Origin of the sequence: Nonomuraea sp. NPDC049607 (genome assembly GCF_040675375.1) — a bacterium.
Taxonomy (GTDB): Bacteria; Actinomycetota; Actinomycetes; order Streptosporangiales; family Streptosporangiaceae; genus Nonomuraea.
Genome location: NZ_JBFAOV010000053.1, coordinates 1 through 16,870 on the forward strand (window position 1 = coordinate 1; position 16,870 = coordinate 16,870).

Sequence of the window (16,870 nt, forward strand, 5' to 3'; positions counted from 1 at the left end):
CCTTGTTGCCGCCAGACGCTAAGCGCTTGTTGACGGCGCGAAAATACGTATGTTCATCGGTAGGCATACCGACATTTCCGTTACCGCTGGTCACACCCATCTACGTGCGGGTAATACGTCCGAAGCCCGACAATCGGGCACGCGTAGCGCGGAATTCCGGGCCCGTCGGAGGTGCGATCGCCCGGCGCCGGCGAGGGGCGTGTCGCCGGAGTCAGAGGGGGGCGCCGGCCCAGCGGCGGCAGATCGTCAGCGTCTGCTGCTCCGTGGGCCTCTCCACCAGCGGCCTGCTCCCCGGCCAGGCCCGCAGCCCGTCCAGCGCCACTTGCAGATAGCGGCGGTACAGCCCCGGATGGACCTGGACGGAATGTTGCGCCAGGTCCGTCACCAGCCACAGGATCATCATCACGTCGTCGCCCACGACGCCGTCACGCAGGTCTCCCTCGGCCCGCGCCCGGTCGAGCAGCTGCGTCATCACCTCCGCGACGCGCTCGGCCGCGGACCTGCCCAGGTGCCATCCGCCGCCGCCCAGCGCGACGTCCCGCAGCCCGAGGTTGTCCACCAGGAGCTCGGTGATGCGTTGCAGGAGGAGTTCGAGGCCGTCCCAGGCCCGCTCGGCCTCGCCCGCCCGCTGCGCGACCTCGGCCAGCTCGCTCAGCGGCTCCTCAAGCGCCGCGTGCATGAGCTCCTCCTTGTCGGCGAAGCGCCTGTACACGGTGCCGACGCCGACGCCGGCATGGTGGGCGACCTCGTTGAAGCCGACGGCGAGGCCGCGCTCGGCGAAGAGCTCCTGGGCGGCGCGCACGATGCGATCGCGGTTGCGCTCGGCGTCCCGGCGCAGGGCTCCACGACGTGCCGGCTCGTGCTCGGCAAGCGGTCGCGGGGTCATCGCCTCAGCGTACCTCTAAGCGGATAGGTGGGATCAACATCACAGCCCGCATGCCACGGTGAACTGGATGATTGCTATCCACTTCTCAATAGACTGCCAAATCGGATATATCCCATCCGCTTACTCGACTGCCCCGCCCCAGAACCAGAAAGCGAGTCCACGATGGCCGAACTGCTCTACCGGCTGGGCCGGTTCACCGCCCGGCGGGCCTGGTGGGTGATCACCGCGTGGCTCGTCGTGCTCGGCCTGGCCGTCGGAGCCTTCCTGGCCTTCGGCGGGGCCATGAGCTCGACGATGACCATCCCCGGCACGCCCACCGCGCAGGTCACCGACCGGCTCAAGACCGAGCTGCCCGTGGCCAGCGGCGGCACCGGGCAGGTCGTCATCCGGTCCGAGGCCGGCGGGCGGTTCACGGACGACCAGCGCGCGGACGTCAGCGCCGCGCTGCGCAAGGTCGCCGCCCTCGACGGCGTCGACCAGGTCGCCGACCCGTTCACCTCCGCCGGCATGCGCGCCGAGCAGGCCAAGAAGATCACGGACGGCCTGGCCCAGGTCGAGGGCGGTCGCGCCCAGCTCGCCAAGGGCCGGAAACAGCTCGACCAGGCCCGTAAGCAGGCCGAGGCGGCCATCGAGCAGGCCGGCTCCGACCCGCGGCTCAAGGCGACCCTCGCCCAGCTCGACCAGCAGCAGGCCGAGCTCGACAAGCAGAGCGCCACGCTGAAGACGTCCGAACAGCAGCTGCTCGTCGGACGCAGCCTGCTGACCATGGCGGCGGACATCCGCACGGTCTCCTCGGACGGCTCCACCGCCACCGCGACCGTCGTCTTCGACCTGCCGCAGCAGGAGGTCACCCCGGAGACCAAGAAGGCCGTCATCGAGACCGTCGACGACGCCCTTCCCGGCGGCGTCACCGCCGACTACTCCGCCGAGATCACGCAGGGCGAGGTGCAGCTGGGCGGCGTCGGCGAGGCGGTCGGCCTGGTCGTCGCGGCGCTCGTGCTCATCGTCATGACCGGCACCCTCGTGGCCGCCGGGCTGCCGATCCTCAACGCGCTGCTCGGCGTGGGCGTGGCCGTCGCCGGGGCCATGGCCCTGTCCGGCACCATCGAGATGACGTCGGTGACGCCCATCCTGGGCGCCATGCTCGGCCTGGCCGTCGGCATCGACTACTCGCTGTTCATCCTGCACCGCCACCGCCGCCAGCTGAGGACGGGCATGGCCGTCGAGGAGTCCATCGGGCTGGCCAACGGCACCAGCGGCAACGCCGTGGTCTTCGCGGGCAGCACCGTGCTCATCGCGCTGCTGGCACTCAACGTCACCGGCATCCCGTTCCTGGCGCTGATGGGGACCGTCGGCGCCGTCGCCATCGCCGTCGCGGTGCTCCTCACCGTGACCATGACCCCGGCACTGCTCCGCCTGCTCGGGCACCGGCTGCTGCCCAGGCGCGACAGGAACGCCGCCACCGGGCACGCCGCGACCCCGGCCGCGCCCAAGCACGTGCCGCCCATGACCATCGGACGTGCCGTCCTGCGCATCGTGATCGGGGTCGGCGCGCTGGCCGTCATCGCGCTGCCCGCCGCCTCCATGCGTCTCGGCCTGCCGACCGGCGCCTCCGAGGCCGCCGACTCCACGCAGTACCGCGCCTACACCGCCATCACCGAGAAGTTCGGCGCCGGCGCCAACGGGCCGCTGGTCGTCGTCGCCGACCTGCGGCGCGGCGTGACCGGGGACGACCTCGCGCCGGCGCAGGCCGACCTCGGCAAGCAGCTCATGGACGTCCGGGGCGTGACCGCGGTCGCCCCCATCGGCGCCAACGAGAAGGGGACCGTGCTGGTCTTCCAGGTCGTCCCGACCGGCGGGCCGACCTCGGAGTCCACCGAGGACCTCGTCCACGACCTGCGTGGCCGCACCCTCGACCTCGGGTCCGGCAGCGTCGCCCTGTCCGTCGCGGGCAGCGCCAGCGCCAACATCGACATCTCCGGGAAGCTCGCCGACGCCCTGCCGACCTACCTCGCGGTCGTGGTGGGCCTGTCGCTGCTCATCCTGATCGTCGTGTTCCGCTCCCTGCTGGTGCCGCTGATCGCCACCGGCGGCTTCGTCCTGTCGTTGTTCGCGGCGCTCGGCGGCGTCACGGCCGTCTACCAGTGGGGGTGGCTCGGCGCCGTCTTCGGCGTCACCGATCCCGCGCCGATCCTCAACTTCCTGCCGACCCTGCTGGTGGGCATCCTGTTCGGGCTGGCCATGGACTACCAGCTCTTCCTCACCTCAGGGATGCGGGAGGCGTACGCGCACGGCGCCCCGGCCCGGCAGGCGGTCACCGAGGGGGTGCGGGCGGGCAGGGCCGTCGTCACCGCCGCCGCGGTCATCATGATCTCGGTCTTCGGCGGGTTCATGTTCTCCCACATGACGATGATCCGGCCGGTCGGCTTCGCCCTGGCCTTCGGCGTGCTCGTCGACGCCTTCGTCGTGCGCATGCTGATCATCCCGGCGGTCATGCACCTGGCGGGCGACAAGGCGTGGTGGCTCCCCCGGTGGCTCGACCGGCTCCTGCCCGACGTGGACGTCGAGGGCGCCAACCTGGAACGCCACCACCAGGCCGCTCCCGTACCGGTCCGCGAGCCCGCCGGCCGCTGACGCCCGCCTGCGGCCGCTCACGAGCGCGGGCCGGGCTCGGTCACCAGATCGAGCACGGCCCTGACCGCAGGCGTAGCGGTGCGGACGAGCGCGTGCGTCGTACGGGTGATCTCCATGGTGGCGACCGGCCGCAGCACGACCCCGCCGGGCACCCCCACCACGGTGGCGACCAGCTCGGGAACGAGGCTCGCCCCCAGCCCCTCGCCGACCATGCGCAGCACGAGCGCGTAGTCGTCGGCCGTGTGGACGACGTTCGGCCGGAAGCCCGCCAGGGCGCAGGCGCGGTGCAACATCTCGTGGTCGCTGGTGCCCAGGGAGCCGGCGATCCACGGTTCCTCGCGCAGCGCCGGCAGTTCCACCTCGCGCTCCGCCGCCGGGTGGCCGGCCGGGAGCGCCAGCAGGATCGGCTCGGTGGCCAGGACGCGGCGGGAGACGCCGGCCGGAGGCTCCTCGGGGATCAGGTTGTAGGTGAAGGCGATCGCCAGGTCACAACCGCCGCCGCGGAGCGTCTCGACGGCCTCGCGGGGCTCCAGCTCGTACATGATCACGTGCAGCTCCGGGTGGCGGACCCGCGCCGCGGCGATCGCGGGCAGCAGGCGGTCGGCGGCGGCCGTGGCGAAACACGCCACCCTGACCGGCCCCCGGGGGGTCGAGGCCGAGCGCAGGTCCTCCTCGGCCGCGTCCAGAGCGTTCAGGACGACGCGCGCGTGCCCCACGAGACGCCGCCCCTCGGCGGTCAGGCGCACGCGGCGCCCGGCCCGCTCGAACAGCGGCACCCCCGCCTCCCGCTCCAGCACGGCGAACTGCTGCGAGACGGCGGACGAGGTCAGGCCGCAGACCTCGGCCACGGCCGTCATCGTGCCGTGCTCGGCGAACTCGCGGAGCAGGCGCAACCTGGCGGGATCCAACATCAAGCACATCTTATAGATCAGTGCAGCATCTCTAAGTGGACGTTGCCGATCCGGCCGGGTGACACTGGCGGCCCACCACCGTCGCCCCGGGAGGAAGAAGCATGCTGACCGTCGTCGAGGTCCCGCAGTGGCAGGGGTCGTCGTCGCCCACGGCGCCCAGGCTGGCCGAGGGCGCCGCCCGGCTGGCCGCGATGCTCCCGGCGGCCGGACGGCACGTGCGGGTGGAGACCGGCGCGACCCTCGCCGAGACCGCCGAACGGGTGCGGCGGGCGTTGCCCGGCGACGGGTTCACGGTCACGGTCGGGGGTGACTGCGGCGTCGAGCTCGAACCGGTCACGGCCGCGCTGCGCCGCCACGGCGACCGCCTGCACGTCGCCTGGTTCGACGCACACGGCGACATGAACACCCCGGAGACGTCCCCGTCCGGGGCCTTCCACGGCATGATCCTCCGCACGCTGCAGGGCGAGGGCCCGGCCGACCTCCTGCGTTCCCCCACCCTGCGCCCCGAGCGGATCGCGCTGGCGGGCACCCGCGCGCTCGACCCGGCCGAGGCCGACCACATCCGGCGGACCGGCATCGGCGGCCTCGACACCATCGCCGCCGACGCGGTCGTCTACGTGCACGTGGACCTCGACGTCCTGGACGGCATCACCTCGGTCGGCTACCCCGAGCCCGGCGGCCTGTCCGCCGACGAGCTCGTCCAGGCCGTGGCCGCGCTGGCCGCCCGGCACGAGATCGCCGGGCTGGGCATCACCGAGTACGCCCCCGCCGCCCCGCGCGACGAGGAGCTGCTGCGGCGGCTGGTCCCCGAGCTCGTCCGCCTGTGCGCCGCCGTCCGCCCCTGACCGATCGACCGGACGTCAGAGCGGTCCGAGCAGGTCATGCGGGTCGGCGTCGAGGTCGAGCGTCGACAGGACGCCCAGGAGTTGGCGTTCCTCGTACCGGAAATGGGACTCCATGATCGCGGAGAGCCCGTCCAGGTGCGTGGACAGCTCGCCCGGCGTGGCGTCCGAGGCCATCGCGCGGTCCAGCCGCCCGAGCAGCGTCGCGATCATCTCGTGGTCCTGCCGGAGCTTCGCGATCGTGGGACGCAGCGACGGATGGCGCTCGGCCAGTTCGGGGAAGAGCCCGACGTCCTCGCGCACGTGGTGCCCGTCGAGGGCGGCGCAGAATCCCTTGCAGTAGAGCAGGAGGTCTGCCCGCGCCGAGACCGTGTCCCCGGCTTCCAGGGCTTCGCGCGCGAGGCGCAGCGCCTCGCGCAGGCGGCGGTGTGCGGCCTGCAGTTCGATGTTCCAGGCCAGGAGCCTGTTCTTCGCGCTCTCACCCACGGGTGAGGAACGGGGAAAGGGTCATCATGACCACCTTCCGGATCCGGCGCCTCCATGCCTGACGCAGTCCGCCACCGGCACGCGACGCTGTCGGAGACTCTAGACCGCCACCCTCCGGAAGACCAACTCGGCCCGGGCCACGCCCGCGGCGACCCCACACCGGCCCGTCGCGCTCTGCCGTTTGCCCGGCAGGCGGTCAGCATGCCGACGGCATTGCATCCACACGCCCATCCGTCGCGCACTCGCCGGTGTGGCACCCGCTCTTCTCCATGAGGTGGCGAGGGACGCACCTGTCGAAGGCCGCGGCCCCGGCCCTGCGGTTCGCCTCCGACCTGGAGCCGAGGGTGAACGGCACGGCGCTGGTGGACGTCAGCGTCGACGGGCCGGCTGTCCGGGTGGGGGGATCGACGACGTGTTCCTCGGCCACCGCACCTGCGAGAAGAAGTAACGCCTTCGCACCCACCCTGGCGCCCCTTCCGAGCGGTCGGAAGGGGCGTCAGGGCCCAGCCGTCACGTCGTTCACCGGGCTGCGCGGGGCCTGCCCGGTCAGGACCCGTACGGCCTCCTCGGCGGCGAAGCGCCGCACGGTCTCGATCGCCTGCTCGGAGTAGTAGGCGGCGTGCGGGGTGACGATCACGTTGGGCAGCGCGAACAGGGGGTTGTCCGGCCGCCAGTCGCGCTGCTTCGCGGGCTCCTCCTCCAGGTCGTCCAGGGCCGCGCCGGCGATCCAGCCCTCGGTGAGCGCCTCGTGGAGCGCCGCGTCCTCGACGATCGGGCCGCGCGCGGTGTTGACGAGGATCGCGGTCGGCTTCATCCTGCGCAGCGTCGCACGGTCGAAGGTGTGGCGCGTCTCCGGGGTGAGCGGCGCCTGGATCACCAGGTAGTCGGCGCTCTCCACGAGCTCGTCGAACGACACCGGCCGCACGTGGCGGGCCAGCAGCTCGGAGTCGTCCAGGAAGGGGTCGTGGGCGCGGACCTCGACGCCGAAGGCCCGCGCGCGGGCGGCGACGAGCTGGGCGATGGCGCCGAAGGACAGCAGGCCGAAGATCCGTCCACGCAGCCGCGGGATCGGCTCGCCGGTCTGCCAGCGCCACACGCCGCGGCGGGTGGCGCGGTCGTACTGGCAGATCTTGCGGGCGGCGGCCAGCCAGAGCGCGACGGCGTGGTCGGCGACCTCCTCGGCGCACCACTCGTTCGGCGCGTTGGTGACCTGGATGCCGTGCCGGGTCGCGGCCTCGACGTCGACGATGTCCACGCCGGTGCCGTAGCGGGCGATCACCCGGCACCGGGTGAGGGCGTCGATGGCGCGGGAGCCGACCCGGGCGTACTGGGTCAGCACGCCGTCGGCGTCCCGGCCCTTCTCGATCACCTCGTCCTCGCTCTTGCACTGTTCGGCCTGGAGCTCGAACCCGGCGCCCTCCACGATCGCGCGTTCGATGTCCACGTCGCCGAAGTCGGAGTCGGCGATCATGATCGTGCCTCTGGCGTCAGTGCGAGTCACGGGGAATCCCCTTGGTGTGTACGAGGTCCTGGTACGACAGGGCCAGCTCCAGGCAGCCCCCGCTGTCGAGCTGCCCGACCGTGGCCCGGTAGATCTCCTGCCACGGGGTCTGGTTCTCCAGCGCCGGCGGGGTGTGGCGGGCCCACCGCTCGGCGATCTCCTCCTCGGTCAGCAGCACGTCGACGCGCGCGTTGTCCACGTCGACGCGGATGAGGTCGCCGGTGCGCAGGATGGCGAGGTTGCCGCCGGCGGCGGCCTCGGGGCTGGCGTTGAGGATGGACGGCGCGTCGGAGGTGCCGCTCTGGCGGCCGTCGCCCAGCGTGGGCAGCGTGGTGATGCCCAGCCGCAGCAGCGCGGACGGCACCTCCATGTTCACCACCTCGGCCGACCCCGGGTAGCCGATCGGCCCGGTGTAGCGGATGACGAGGATGCAGCTCTCGTCCACGCCGAGGGCGGGGTCCTGGATGCGGGCGTGGTAGTCCTCGGGCCCCTCGAAGACGATGGCCCGGTAGTCCGACACCGCGCGGAACTCGTCGGTCAGGACCGAGGTCTTCATGACCGCGGAGTCGAACAGGTTGCCCGTCATGATGAGCAGCCCGCCGTGCGCGTCCAGCGGATCGTCGTACGGGCGGATGACCACCGGGTCGGCGGGCGGGGCGTCGGCCAGGTTCTCGGCCACGGTGCGGCCCGTGACGGTCACGGCGTCGCCGTGCAGGCGCCCGGCCTCCAGCAGCGACCGCATGACGGCCGGGACGCCGCCGGCGCGGTAGAAGTCCTCGCCGAGGAACTCCCCGGCCGGGGCGACGTCGGCCAGCACCGGGACGTCGGCCCCGACGCGCTGCCAGTCGTGGATGGTCAGCGGCACCCCGGTGTGCCGGGCGATGGCGTTGATGTGGATGGGCACGTTGGTGGAGGCGGCGATGGCCGAGGCGACCACGATCGCGTTCTCGAAGGCCCGCATGGTCATGATCTTGCGTGGGGTGAGGTCCTCGCGCACCAGCTCCACCGCCCGCAGGCCGGTGTCGTAGGCCATCTGCGCCCGGCGGCGGTAGGGCGCGGGGATCGCCGCGCAGCACGGCAGCGACATGCCCAGCGCCTCGGCCAGGCTGTTCATCGACAGCGCGGTGCCCATCACGTTGCAGTGGCCGACGCTGGGCGCGGAGGCGGCCACGCGCGCCATGAACTCGTCGTAGTCGATCTCGCCGGTGGCCAGCAGCCGCTTCGACTGCCAGATCACCAGCCCCGACCCGGAGGCGGCCATCCGCTGCCCCTGGTGGTAGCCGTTGACCATCGGCCCGCCGGACAGGACGATCGCCGGCAGGTTCACCGTCGCCGCCGCGGCCAGGCACGCCGGCGTGGTCTTGTCGCAGCCCGTCGTCAGGACGACCCCGTCGAGCGGGTATCCGTAGAGCACCTCGACCAGCCCGAGGTAGGCGAGGTTGCGGTCCAGCGCGGCGGTCGGGCGTTTGCCGGTCTCCTGGAGCGGGTGGACGGGGAACTCGAACGGGATGCCGCCGCCGTCGCGGATGCCGTCCCTGACCCGGTCGGCGAGGGCCAGATGGTGGCGGTTGCAGGGCACGAGGTCGCTGCCCGTCTGGGCGATGCCGATGATCGGCCGGCCGGACTGGAGCTCCTTCGGGGTGAGCCCGAAGTTGAGGAAGCGTTCGAGATAGAGCGCTGTCATCTCCGGATTGCCGGCGTTGTCCCACCACGCCTGGCTGCGCAGGCCGCCGTCCTCGGGGTGCCCGGTCGGACGCATCGGCCGCTCCTCACTCACGCGGGACCCCGCCGCATCCGGCCGGGTGACGTCGTACGGCGCGCCGCCCGGCGGACCGCTCTCCTGGCGTGGCCTACCCCGCCATCGTCGGCGCGTAACGCCTCAGATCATCGCCGCCATCACCTGCTCGACGGTGGTGACCTCGGGAAACTCCACCAGCCACCAGGTGGCGCCGGCGTCCTCGTAGGGGCCGGGGTGCTGCCCCGGCGGGACGCCGACCGCGACCTCGAAGCCGGACAGCCCGCCGCGGTGCCGGGCGACGACCTCCAGCATCTCCCGGAGGCCGGCCGGGGTGGTCTCGGGGCAGAGCCCGTCGAAGCGGGCGGCGCGCCGCAGCGGGGCCTGCTTGACCGACTGGGCGGCGACCCAGACGGGGATGCGTGGCCGCTGCACGGGCTGGGGCTGGAAGGCCAGGCCGTCGACGCGGTAGTGGCGGCCCTGGTGGTGGACGGGCAGGCCGGTCCAGAGCCGGCAGATGACGTCGAGGCTCTCGTCGAGCATCTCCGCCCGGACGCGGGGGTCGCGGGTCTCGCCGAGTTTGCTCAGCTCCCCGCCGTTGTCGGAGCCCAGCCCGACGCCGAGCACCATCCGGCCGCCGCTGAGGTGGTCGAGGGCGGCGGCCTGCCTGGCCACGTCGTGCGGCCTGCGCCGCGACAGCGGCGTGACCCTGGTGCCGATGCGGACGCGGTCGGTGGCGGCGGCGATCGCGGCCAGCGCGGTCCAGGCGTCGCAGACGGGCAGGTCGGGGCTCTGCGGGCGCACGACGTGGTCCCACAGGAAGACGCCGTCGAACCCGGCGTCCTCGGCGCGGGCGGCCAGGTCGGCGAGCACGCGCGGGTCGGCCAGCTCCCCGAACGGCGGCAGGTAGAGCGCGCGACGCATCACAGCAGGCCCTTCAGGTGCGGAGCGGTACGGCTGCGCGGGCTGGCGGCGACCTGCGCCGGCGTGCCCGCGGCCACCACCGTGCCCCCGGCCGCCCCGCCGCCGGGCCCCAGGTCGATGACGTGGCCGGCGGTCGCCACCACCCGCATATCGTGCTCGGCGACCACGACTGTGCCGCCGCCGGCGACCAGGTCGTGGAGCCGGTCCATGAGGACGTCGGTGTCGTGCGGGTGCAGGCCGGTGGACGGCTCGTCGAGCAGGTAGATCGTGGACTCGGCGCGGCGGCCCTGCAACTCGGCGGACAGCTTGATGCGCTGGGCCTCGCCGCCCGACAGCTCGGTGGCGGGCTGCCCCAGCCGCAGGTAGCCGAGCCCGACCTCGTGCAGCGTCTCCAGCGGGCGGAGCACGGCGGGGACGTCGCCGAAGAAGGCGGTGGCCTCGTCGACCGTCAGGTCCAGGATCTGGGCGATCGTGCGGTCGCGGTAGGTCACCCGCAGCGTGTCCGGGTTGTAGCGGGCGCCGCCGCAGTCGGGGCAGGGCGCGTACGTGGTGGGCAGGAACAGCAGCTCGACGGCGACGTAGCCCTCGCCCTGGCAGGTCTCGCAGCGCCCGCCGGGCACGTTGAAGGAGAACCGCGCGGGGCCGTAGCCGTGGGCACGCGCGCCGTCGGTGGCGGCGAACAGCTTGCGCACGGTGTCGAACAGGCCGGTGTAGGTGGCCAGGTTGGAGCGCGGGGTGCGGCCGATGGGCTGCTGGTTCACCCAGACCACCCGGCGGTCACCGCCCGCCGCCTCGGCGACGGCCGCCAGCAGGCTGCTCTTGCCCGCGCCCGACACGCCCGTGACGGCGGTGAACGCGCCCAGCGGCACGTCGACGTCGACGCCGCGCAGGTTGTTGCGGGTGAGCCCGCGCAGCTCCAGCAGGCCCGCCGGCCGGTGGGCCGGACGCCGCGGCACGACGGACTCGAACAGGTAGCGGCGGGTCACCGACCCGGCGACCTCGCGCAGCCCCGGAACCGGCCCGCTGTACAGGACGCGCCCGCCGTCGCCGCCCGCGCCGGGGCCCACGTCGACCACCCAGTCTGCCTGGCGCACGACGTCCATGTCGTGCTCGACGAGGCAGACGGTGTTGCCGCTGTCGCGCAGGCGGCGCAGCAGCTCCGACAGCGCGGCGGAGTCGGCGGGGTGCAGGCCGGCCGACGGCTCGTCGAGGACGTAGACGACCCCGAACAGCCCGGCGCGGAGCTGGGTCGCCAGCCGGATGCGCTGCAACTCGCCGCCGGACAGGGTGGGCGCGGGCCGGGCCACGCTCAGGTAGCCCAGCCCGAGCTCGTCGAGGACCTCGATGCGGTCGAGGATGTCGCGGGTGAGCGCCCCCGCCGGGCCCGGCTCGCCCCGGTGCGGGCGCAGCACGCCGGCCAGCTCACCCATCGGCATCGCAGCCAGCTCGACCACGGTGCGGCCCGCGTACGTGACCGCCAGCGCCTCGGGACGCAGCCGCCGCCCCTCGCAGACCGGGCACGTGCGGGCGGTCATGAACCGCTCGGCGCGCTGCCGGCTCTTCTCGCTGGCCGACGACGCGTACGCCTTGAGCACCAGCCGCCGCGCGCTGGCGTACTTCCCCTGGTAGGGGCGGTGGATCCGGCCCGCCTCGCGTACGGGGTGCACGGTGACGACCGGCTCCTCGTCGGTGAACAGGATCCACTCGCGCTCCTCGCGCGGCAGGCTCTGCCAGGGCGCGTGGATGTCGTGGCCCAGCGTCGCCAGGATGTCGCGCTGGTTCTTGCCCTGCCAGGCGCCGGGCCAGGAGGCGATCGCCCCCTCGGCGATGGACAGCGACGGGTCGGGGACGAGCGAGTCCTCGGTGACCTCGTGCAACACCCCCTGCCCCTGGCACTCCGGGCACGCGCCGGCGACGGTGTTGGGCGAGAACGCGTCGGAGTCGAGCCGCCCGGCGCCCTCGGGGTAGGCGCCGGCGCGGGACATCAGCATCCGCAGCGAGTTGGACACCCGGCTCAGCGTGCCGACCGTGGACCGCGCGGACGGCACCGAGCGCCGCTGGCCGAGCGCGACTGCGGGCGGCAGGCCGGTGATGTCGTCGACGTCGGGCATGGGCAGTTGCTGCAGCAGCCGCCGCGCGTAGGGCGCGACCGACTCCAGGTAGCGGTGCTGCGACTCGGCGAAGATCGTGCCGAACGCCAGGGACGACTTGCCCGACCCCGAGATCCCCGTGAACGCGACGAGCGCGTCGCGCGGGATCGAGACGTCGACGTCGCGCAGGTTGTGCACCCGCGCGCCGCGCACCCGGATGCCGCTGCCCACCTCATCTTCCACTCTGCGCAATCTACCCGTCGCCCGCTGTGGACCCCCGCGCCGGGATCACGCCCTCAGCGGACGCAGCGCGGAGCCCCAGGCCAGGACCTGGTCGAGGACGGCGTTCAGCCGGTCCTCGTGGGTGGCGGCGGGCTTGAAGCCGTCGGCGAAGTCGGTGTGGATCGACAGCCCGACCTGGTTGGACACGGTGGCCACGCCGAGCAGGCCGAGGACGTGCCGCAGGTGCGAGATCGCCCGGGGCGCGCCGTCCACGCCGTAGCCGACGAACCCGGCCGCCTTGTTGGTCCATTCCGCGTACAGGAAGTCGAGGGCGTTCTTGAGCGCGCCCGGGTAGGAGTTGTTGTACTCCGGGGTCACGATCACGAACGCGTCCAGCGCCGAGACGGTGGCCGACCAGCGTCTGGTGTGCTCGTGCTGGTAGTTGCCCATGGCGGGGTGCTCGGGTTCGTCCAGGTTGCCCAGGTCGTAGTCCTTCAGGTCGACGAGCTGGTACTCGGCGTCGCCGCGCTTGGCCGCCAGGTCGCGGACCCAGTGCGCCACGGCCTCGCCGTTGCGGCCGGGACGGGTGCTGCCAAGGATGATGCCTACCTTCAGCATGTGCGTGCTCCCTCAGTTCGGTTACGGGAACCACCGTAGGAAGCACGGCTGAGATACTGAATGCGCTGCTATCCACCATTTATACGCCAGCGTCTCAGCGCTTAGACTCTGTGCCCATGGACGTGCTGAGCGACGTGATGGCCTTCATGCGCTGCGGGCGCGCCACCTCCTCCCGCATCTCCTGGCGGGCGCCCTGGGGGGTGGCCTTCCACTCGGTGCCGGGGTCGGCGGGCTTCCAGGTGGTGCTGCGCGGGTCGTGCTGGCTCATCCCGCCGGACGGCGAGCCCGTCCCGCTGAGCGTGGGCGACGTGGTGTTCCTTCCGCACGGCGACCGTTTCGGGCTGGCCGACGACCCCGCCCGGCCGCTGGTCGAGTCGGACTGCGAGCCGCACTCCGAGCTGTTCGCCTCGGCCGGGTTCGGCGGAACGGGGGCCGAGACGGTCGTCCTGTCCTGCGGCTACCGGCTCGACCTCGACCGCACCCACCCGATCCTGGGCTCGCTGCCCGGCGTGATCCACCTGCCCGCGACGCTGGGCAGCCACCCGGAGCTGCGGGCCGCCGTCGAGCTGCTGGCCGCCGAGATCGACAGCCCGCGGCCCGGCACGGACACCGTCGTGTCGTCCCTGCTCGACATGTTGCAGCTGTACGTCCTGCGGGCCTACTTCGAGACCCAGGACGAGCCCTGCACGGTGTCCGGCTGGGCCTCCGCGCTGGCCGACCCCGTCGTCGGCCGCGCGCTGGACGCCATCCATCGCGACCCGGCCCGCCGCTGGACCGTCGAGTCGCTGGGCGCCCACGCGGGCATGTCCAGGGCCGGGTTCGCCCGCCGCTTCACCGGGCTGGTGGGGCAGCCGCCGCTGGCGTACCTGACGTGGTGGCGGCTGATGAGCGCGGCCCGCCTGCTGCGCGAGTCCGACGCGTCGGTGGCGCGGGTGGCCGAGCAGGTGGGGTACGGGTCGGAGTTCGCCTTCGGCAACGCCTTCAAGCGCGAGTTCGGCGTCGCCCCCGGCCGCTACCGCCGCCGGACGACGGCGGCCTGACCCCGGCGACGCCGCGGCGGCGGTCAGGGGCCCGCCGCTCCTGGGCGTGCGGGCGGCGGTCAGGGGCCCCAGCGTTCCTGGGCGTACGGGCGGCGGACCCCGGCCGACTCGCCGATCCGGGTCCAGGAGCGGCCGTCCTTGCGGGCCGCGCGCACCGCGGCGTCCAGGTGCCCCTGGGCCCGGCGCACGGCCTCGGCGGCCTGGCGGACCGCGACGAGGCTCGGCGGGTCGAGGTGGGTCTCCCACTCGGCGCGGATCGCGACGGCCACGTCGTCCGGGGCGGCGCCGGACAGCAGGCACTCGCTCAGCGCGTAGATGCGCCGGGACGCGAAGTCGTGGCGCATCTGGGCCACGCGTTCCCACAGCGGCCCCTGCCATCCGCAGGCGCAGTGGCCGCGCCAGCCGATCGCGGTCCGGCCGTCCACGACGTCGCCGCGGTCGTAGCCGATGCGGCCGTCCGCGCCGATCGGGTGCACTCTGGCCCCGCCGTCGGCCGGGCCGGTGGAGACCCGCCCGTCCGGGAAGACGGCGGCGTCCCAGCCTTCGTGGCGCCTGTCGTCGCCCTCCCACCACCTCATGGCCCGCCCTTCCAGAGATCGTCCGGATCACCTGGCGCTTCCATGGTGGCAGGCGATCCCGGCCCTTGCGAGGGCCCGATTACGGTGCCGCGCGGGCGGGATATCGGACCCGGCGCGGCCGGCCGACTGGATCGGTCCACGGGCTGACCAGGTCGTGTCTTCCGTCGGGCCCGCTCGTCCCGCCAGGCTGAGATGCATGACCAGCGCCCTCGTCGTCATCGACGTCCAGAACTCCTTCCTGCACATTCCCGACTGGCGGTACACGTCGAGGCCGGACATCGTCCCGCAGGTCAACCGCCTGGTCGACGCCGCCAGGGACGCCGGGGACGCAGTGGTGTGGGTGCTGGCGACGCGCCCCGGAGCGGGCACGGTCTTCGACCCGGCCCTCGGGTACGTCCAGTTGATGGACGGCCTGGAGCCCCTGACCGGCGAGCCCGTCATCACCAAGACCGCGCACAACGCCTTCACCACCACCAACCTTCAGCAGTACCTCACCCGGCACGGCGTCAGGAGGCTGACCGTGTGCGGGATCAGGACCGAGCAGTGCTGCGAGACCACCGCGCGCCTCGCCTCCGACCTGGGCTTCGAGGTCGACTTCGCCATCGACGCCACCGCCACCACGCCGGTCCCGCACCGCGACGCCCCGGACGACGTCCCGTTCGACGAGCTCGTGCGGGACCCGCGCACGCTCGGCGTGGACGAGATCCTCGCCCGTACCGAATACGCTTTGTCCGGCCGTTTCGCCACGATCAGGACCGTGGACGAACTCACCGGGAACTAGGAGGCGCCGGCCGTGTCCCGTGTCGTCTTCCTGCTCGTCCCGCGGGTGCACCTGCTCGACGTGGCCGGGCCCGCCCAGGTGTTCTCCACCGCCACCGACCTCGGGCGGCCGTACATCCTGCACTACGTCGCCGAGGACCGCGAGGTCGCCAGCGTGCAGGGGCTGCCCCTGCGCGCGGAGACCGGGTGGCCGTCCCTGACGCCCGACGATCTGATCGTCGTGCCGGGCTGGCGGGGGCCGGCCCGGCCGTTGAGCGCGGGGACGTTGCACCGGCTGCGCGAGCACCACGCCTCGGGCGGCACGGTGGCCGGCGTGTGCGCCGGGGCCGACGCGCTGGGCCGCGCCGGGCTGCTCGACGGGCGCCGGTGCACCACCCACCACTCCGTCCAGGACGAGCTGGCCCGTCTCTATCCGCGGGCGAAGGTCGCCAGGGACGTGCTGTACGTCGAGGACGACCGGATCGTCACCTCGGCGGGCGTGGCCGGCGGCATCGACGTGGCGCTGCACCTGGTGACCACCCGGCACGGCCCGTACGCCGGGGGGCTGGTGGCCCGCGCGATGCTCGTCCAGGGCCGTCGCGACGGCACGGCGGAGCAGGTCAGCCCGCTGTTGCGGCGGCGCTCGCACGTGGACGAGACGGTTCACCGCCTCCAGGACCTGATCGAGACCCGGTTCACCGAGCGGCTGCCGCTGAGCCTGCTGGCCGGGACCGCCGGATGCAGCGAGCGGACGGTGACCCGGCTGTTCCGGCGCGCGACCGGGCTCACCCCGCTGGCCTACCAGTCCGCCCTGCGGCTGGAGCGCGCCGAGCACCTCCTGGGCCGCGGCGCGACCGCCGAGGTCGCCGCGCGCGAGGTGGGCTTCGCCGACGCGCGGATGTTGCGCCGGCTGCGCGCCCACGCGACGGGGTCGTGACCGAGGGCGCGGGCCGGGGTCGTGTCAGGCATTCTGCCACTCGGCGGAAAACGGGCCCATCACCCCTACAGGAACCCCCGAAAGTGGATAATCCGGGTCATGGGAAAGACCTATGACCGGATCGACGGCCGGTTGCGCACGTTCATCGAGTCACAGCCGGTCTTCTTCACGGCGACCGCTCCCCTGTCCGGCGACGGCACGGTCAACCTCTCGCCCAAGGGGCTGAAGGGCTCCTTCGCCGTCCTGGACGACCACACCGTGGCCTACCTCGACTTCGCCGGCAGCAACGCCGAGACGATCGCCCACCTGCGCGAGAACGGCCGGGTCACGCTGATGTGGTGCGCCTTCGACGGCCCGCCGAACATCGTGCGCGTGCACGGCACCGGCGAGCCGGTCTTCCGCGACGACCCCCGCTGGGCCGGGCTGATGCGGCACTTCCCGGACATCGACCCCACCCTGCACGGCCTGCGCGCGATCATCGTCGTGACCGCCCGGCTGATCCGCGACACCTGCGGGTACGCCGTCCCGTTCATGACCTACGACGCCGACCGCCCGCTGCACGCCTCCCGCTTCGCCCGCGAGGACGACGACTCGCTCGACGCGTACTTCCACAAGAAGGAGCACGTCGCGTCCAGCATCGACGGCCTTCCGGGGCTGCCGCTCCCGCTGCCCCCGCTCCCCCGCGACGCCTGACGGGAGGAACCGCC

At 73.1% G+C, this 16,870-nt stretch carries 15 protein-coding genes; 6 read left to right on the forward strand and 9 right to left on the reverse strand.

Going from position 1 to position 16,870, the window contains the following annotated elements; all coding sequences use genetic code 11:
- Window positions 1-211 precede the first annotated feature (211 nt).
- Window positions 212-886: a helix-turn-helix domain-containing protein gene (locus tag AB0J97_RS47585; protein WP_364102825.1), complete on the reverse strand. Its 675-nt coding sequence runs from the start codon at window positions 884-886 to the stop codon at window positions 212-214.
- Between the two features lie 162 nt (window positions 887-1,048).
- Here AB0J97_RS47585 and AB0J97_RS47590 point away from each other — a divergent pair, with 162 nt between their 5' ends.
- A complete protein-coding gene (locus AB0J97_RS47590) occupies window positions 1,049-3,520 on the forward strand; it encodes an MMPL family transporter (protein WP_364102828.1) in 2,472 nt (823 codons plus the stop codon).
- A 17-nt stretch (window positions 3,521-3,537) separates the two neighbouring features.
- On the opposite strand, the gene AB0J97_RS47595 is transcribed toward AB0J97_RS47590, so the two are convergent.
- Entirely contained in the window at window positions 3,538-4,431 is an 894-nt protein-coding gene (locus AB0J97_RS47595) for a LysR family transcriptional regulator (protein ID WP_364102831.1), read from the reverse strand.
- 101 nt (window positions 4,432-4,532) lie between these two features.
- Here AB0J97_RS47595 and AB0J97_RS47600 point away from each other — a divergent pair, with 101 nt between their 5' ends.
- A complete protein-coding gene (locus AB0J97_RS47600; protein WP_357709830.1) occupies window positions 4,533-5,276 on the forward strand; it encodes an arginase family protein in 744 nt (247 codons plus the stop codon).
- Between the two features lie 15 nt (window positions 5,277-5,291).
- Here the strand turns inward: AB0J97_RS47600 and AB0J97_RS47605 are convergent, their stop codons facing one another.
- The 6 genes from AB0J97_RS47605 to AB0J97_RS47630 all read right to left on the reverse strand — a co-directional run bounded on the left by AB0J97_RS47605 (window position 5,292) and on the right by AB0J97_RS47630 (window position 12,849).
- Window positions 5,292-5,759 carry a hemerythrin domain-containing protein gene (locus AB0J97_RS47605; protein WP_364102834.1) on the reverse strand — a complete coding sequence of 156 codons (468 nt, stop codon included), beginning with the start codon at window positions 5,757-5,759 and terminating at the stop codon, window positions 5,292-5,294.
- 496 nt (window positions 5,760-6,255) lie between these two features.
- Window positions 6,256-7,260 (reverse strand): C-terminal binding protein, encoded by a 1,005-nt coding sequence (locus AB0J97_RS47610; RefSeq protein ID WP_364102837.1) that lies wholly within the window; start codon window positions 7,258-7,260, stop codon window positions 6,256-6,258.
- Entirely contained in the window at window positions 7,247-9,019 is a 1,773-nt protein-coding gene (locus tag AB0J97_RS47615; protein ID WP_364102840.1) for an IlvD/Edd family dehydratase, read from the reverse strand. The genes AB0J97_RS47610 and AB0J97_RS47615 overlap by 14 nt, the downstream gene beginning before the upstream one ends.
- Before the next feature lie 120 nt (window positions 9,020-9,139).
- Window positions 9,140-9,919 (reverse strand): LLM class flavin-dependent oxidoreductase, encoded by a 780-nt coding sequence (locus tag AB0J97_RS47620; protein WP_364102843.1) that lies wholly within the window; start codon window positions 9,917-9,919, stop codon window positions 9,140-9,142.
- Window positions 9,919-12,252 carry an excinuclease ABC subunit UvrA gene (locus AB0J97_RS47625; RefSeq protein ID WP_364102846.1) on the reverse strand — a complete coding sequence of 778 codons (2,334 nt, stop codon included), beginning with the start codon at window positions 12,250-12,252 and terminating at the stop codon, window positions 9,919-9,921. The genes AB0J97_RS47620 and AB0J97_RS47625 overlap by 1 nt, the downstream gene beginning before the upstream one ends.
- A 45-nt stretch (window positions 12,253-12,297) precedes the next feature.
- Window positions 12,298-12,849: an NAD(P)H-dependent oxidoreductase gene (locus AB0J97_RS47630; RefSeq protein WP_357709844.1), complete on the reverse strand. Its 552-nt coding sequence runs from the start codon at window positions 12,847-12,849 to the stop codon at window positions 12,298-12,300.
- Window positions 12,850-12,965: 116 nt separating this feature from the next.
- Here AB0J97_RS47630 and AB0J97_RS47635 point away from each other — a divergent pair, with 116 nt between their 5' ends.
- Complete coding sequence (locus tag AB0J97_RS47635) at window positions 12,966-13,889, forward strand: AraC family transcriptional regulator (RefSeq protein WP_357709846.1); 924 nt, start codon at window positions 12,966-12,968, stop codon at window positions 13,887-13,889.
- A gap of 59 nt (window positions 13,890-13,948) precedes the next feature.
- Here AB0J97_RS47635 and AB0J97_RS47640 read toward each other — a convergent pair whose 3' ends face one another.
- The gene (locus AB0J97_RS47640) at window positions 13,949-14,467 is read right to left on the reverse strand and encodes a hypothetical protein (protein WP_364102850.1); all 519 of its coding nucleotides are present in this window, start codon (window positions 14,465-14,467) and stop codon (window positions 13,949-13,951) included.
- A 196-nt stretch (window positions 14,468-14,663) separates the two neighbouring features.
- Between AB0J97_RS47640 and AB0J97_RS47645 the strand changes: the two genes are divergently transcribed.
- From AB0J97_RS47645 to AB0J97_RS47655, 3 genes are all read left to right on the forward strand, one after another.
- Window positions 14,664-15,248, forward strand: a complete 585-nt coding sequence (locus tag AB0J97_RS47645) for an isochorismatase family protein (protein ID WP_364102853.1) — start codon at window positions 14,664-14,666, stop codon at window positions 15,246-15,248.
- 12 nt (window positions 15,249-15,260) lie between these two features.
- The gene (locus AB0J97_RS47650; protein ID WP_364102856.1) at window positions 15,261-16,163 is read left to right on the forward strand and encodes a DJ-1/PfpI family protein; all 903 of its coding nucleotides are present in this window, start codon (window positions 15,261-15,263) and stop codon (window positions 16,161-16,163) included.
- 99 nt (window positions 16,164-16,262) lie between these two features.
- Window positions 16,263-16,856: a pyridoxamine 5'-phosphate oxidase family protein gene (locus AB0J97_RS47655; RefSeq protein WP_357709855.1), complete on the forward strand. Its 594-nt coding sequence runs from the start codon at window positions 16,263-16,265 to the stop codon at window positions 16,854-16,856.
- Window positions 16,857-16,870 lie beyond the last annotated feature (14 nt).

Excerpts from the sequence above, each read along its gene's own strand:
- AB0J97_RS47600 (WP_357709830.1), top strand. The coding sequence starts at position 4,533 with ATGCTGACCGTCGTCGAGGTCCCGCAGTGGCAGGGGTCGTCGTCGCCC.
- AB0J97_RS47635 (WP_357709846.1), top strand. The coding sequence starts at position 12,966 with ATGGACGTGCTGAGCGACGTGATGGCCTTCATGCGCTGCGGGCGCGCC.
- AB0J97_RS47595 (WP_364102831.1), bottom strand. The coding sequence starts at position 4,431 with ATGTTGGATCCCGCCAGGTTGCGCCTGCTCCGCGAGTTCGCCGAGCAC.
- AB0J97_RS47640 (WP_364102850.1), bottom strand. The coding sequence starts at position 14,467 with ATGAGGTGGTGGGAGGGCGACGACAGGCGCCACGAAGGCTGGGACGCC.
- AB0J97_RS47630 (WP_357709844.1), bottom strand. The coding sequence starts at position 12,849 with ATGCTGAAGGTAGGCATCATCCTTGGCAGCACCCGTCCCGGCCGCAAC.
- AB0J97_RS47645 (WP_364102853.1), top strand. The coding sequence starts at position 14,664 with ATGACCAGCGCCCTCGTCGTCATCGACGTCCAGAACTCCTTCCTGCAC.
- AB0J97_RS47615 (WP_364102840.1), bottom strand. The coding sequence starts at position 9,019 with ATGCGTCCGACCGGGCACCCCGAGGACGGCGGCCTGCGCAGCCAGGCG.
- AB0J97_RS47655 (WP_357709855.1), top strand. The coding sequence starts at position 16,263 with ATGGGAAAGACCTATGACCGGATCGACGGCCGGTTGCGCACGTTCATC.
- AB0J97_RS47620 (WP_364102843.1), bottom strand. The coding sequence starts at position 9,919 with ATGCGTCGCGCGCTCTACCTGCCGCCGTTCGGGGAGCTGGCCGACCCG.
- AB0J97_RS47590 (WP_364102828.1), top strand. The coding sequence starts at position 1,049 with ATGGCCGAACTGCTCTACCGGCTGGGCCGGTTCACCGCCCGGCGGGCC.
- AB0J97_RS47585 (WP_364102825.1), bottom strand. The coding sequence starts at position 886 with ATGACCCCGCGACCGCTTGCCGAGCACGAGCCGGCACGTCGTGGAGCC.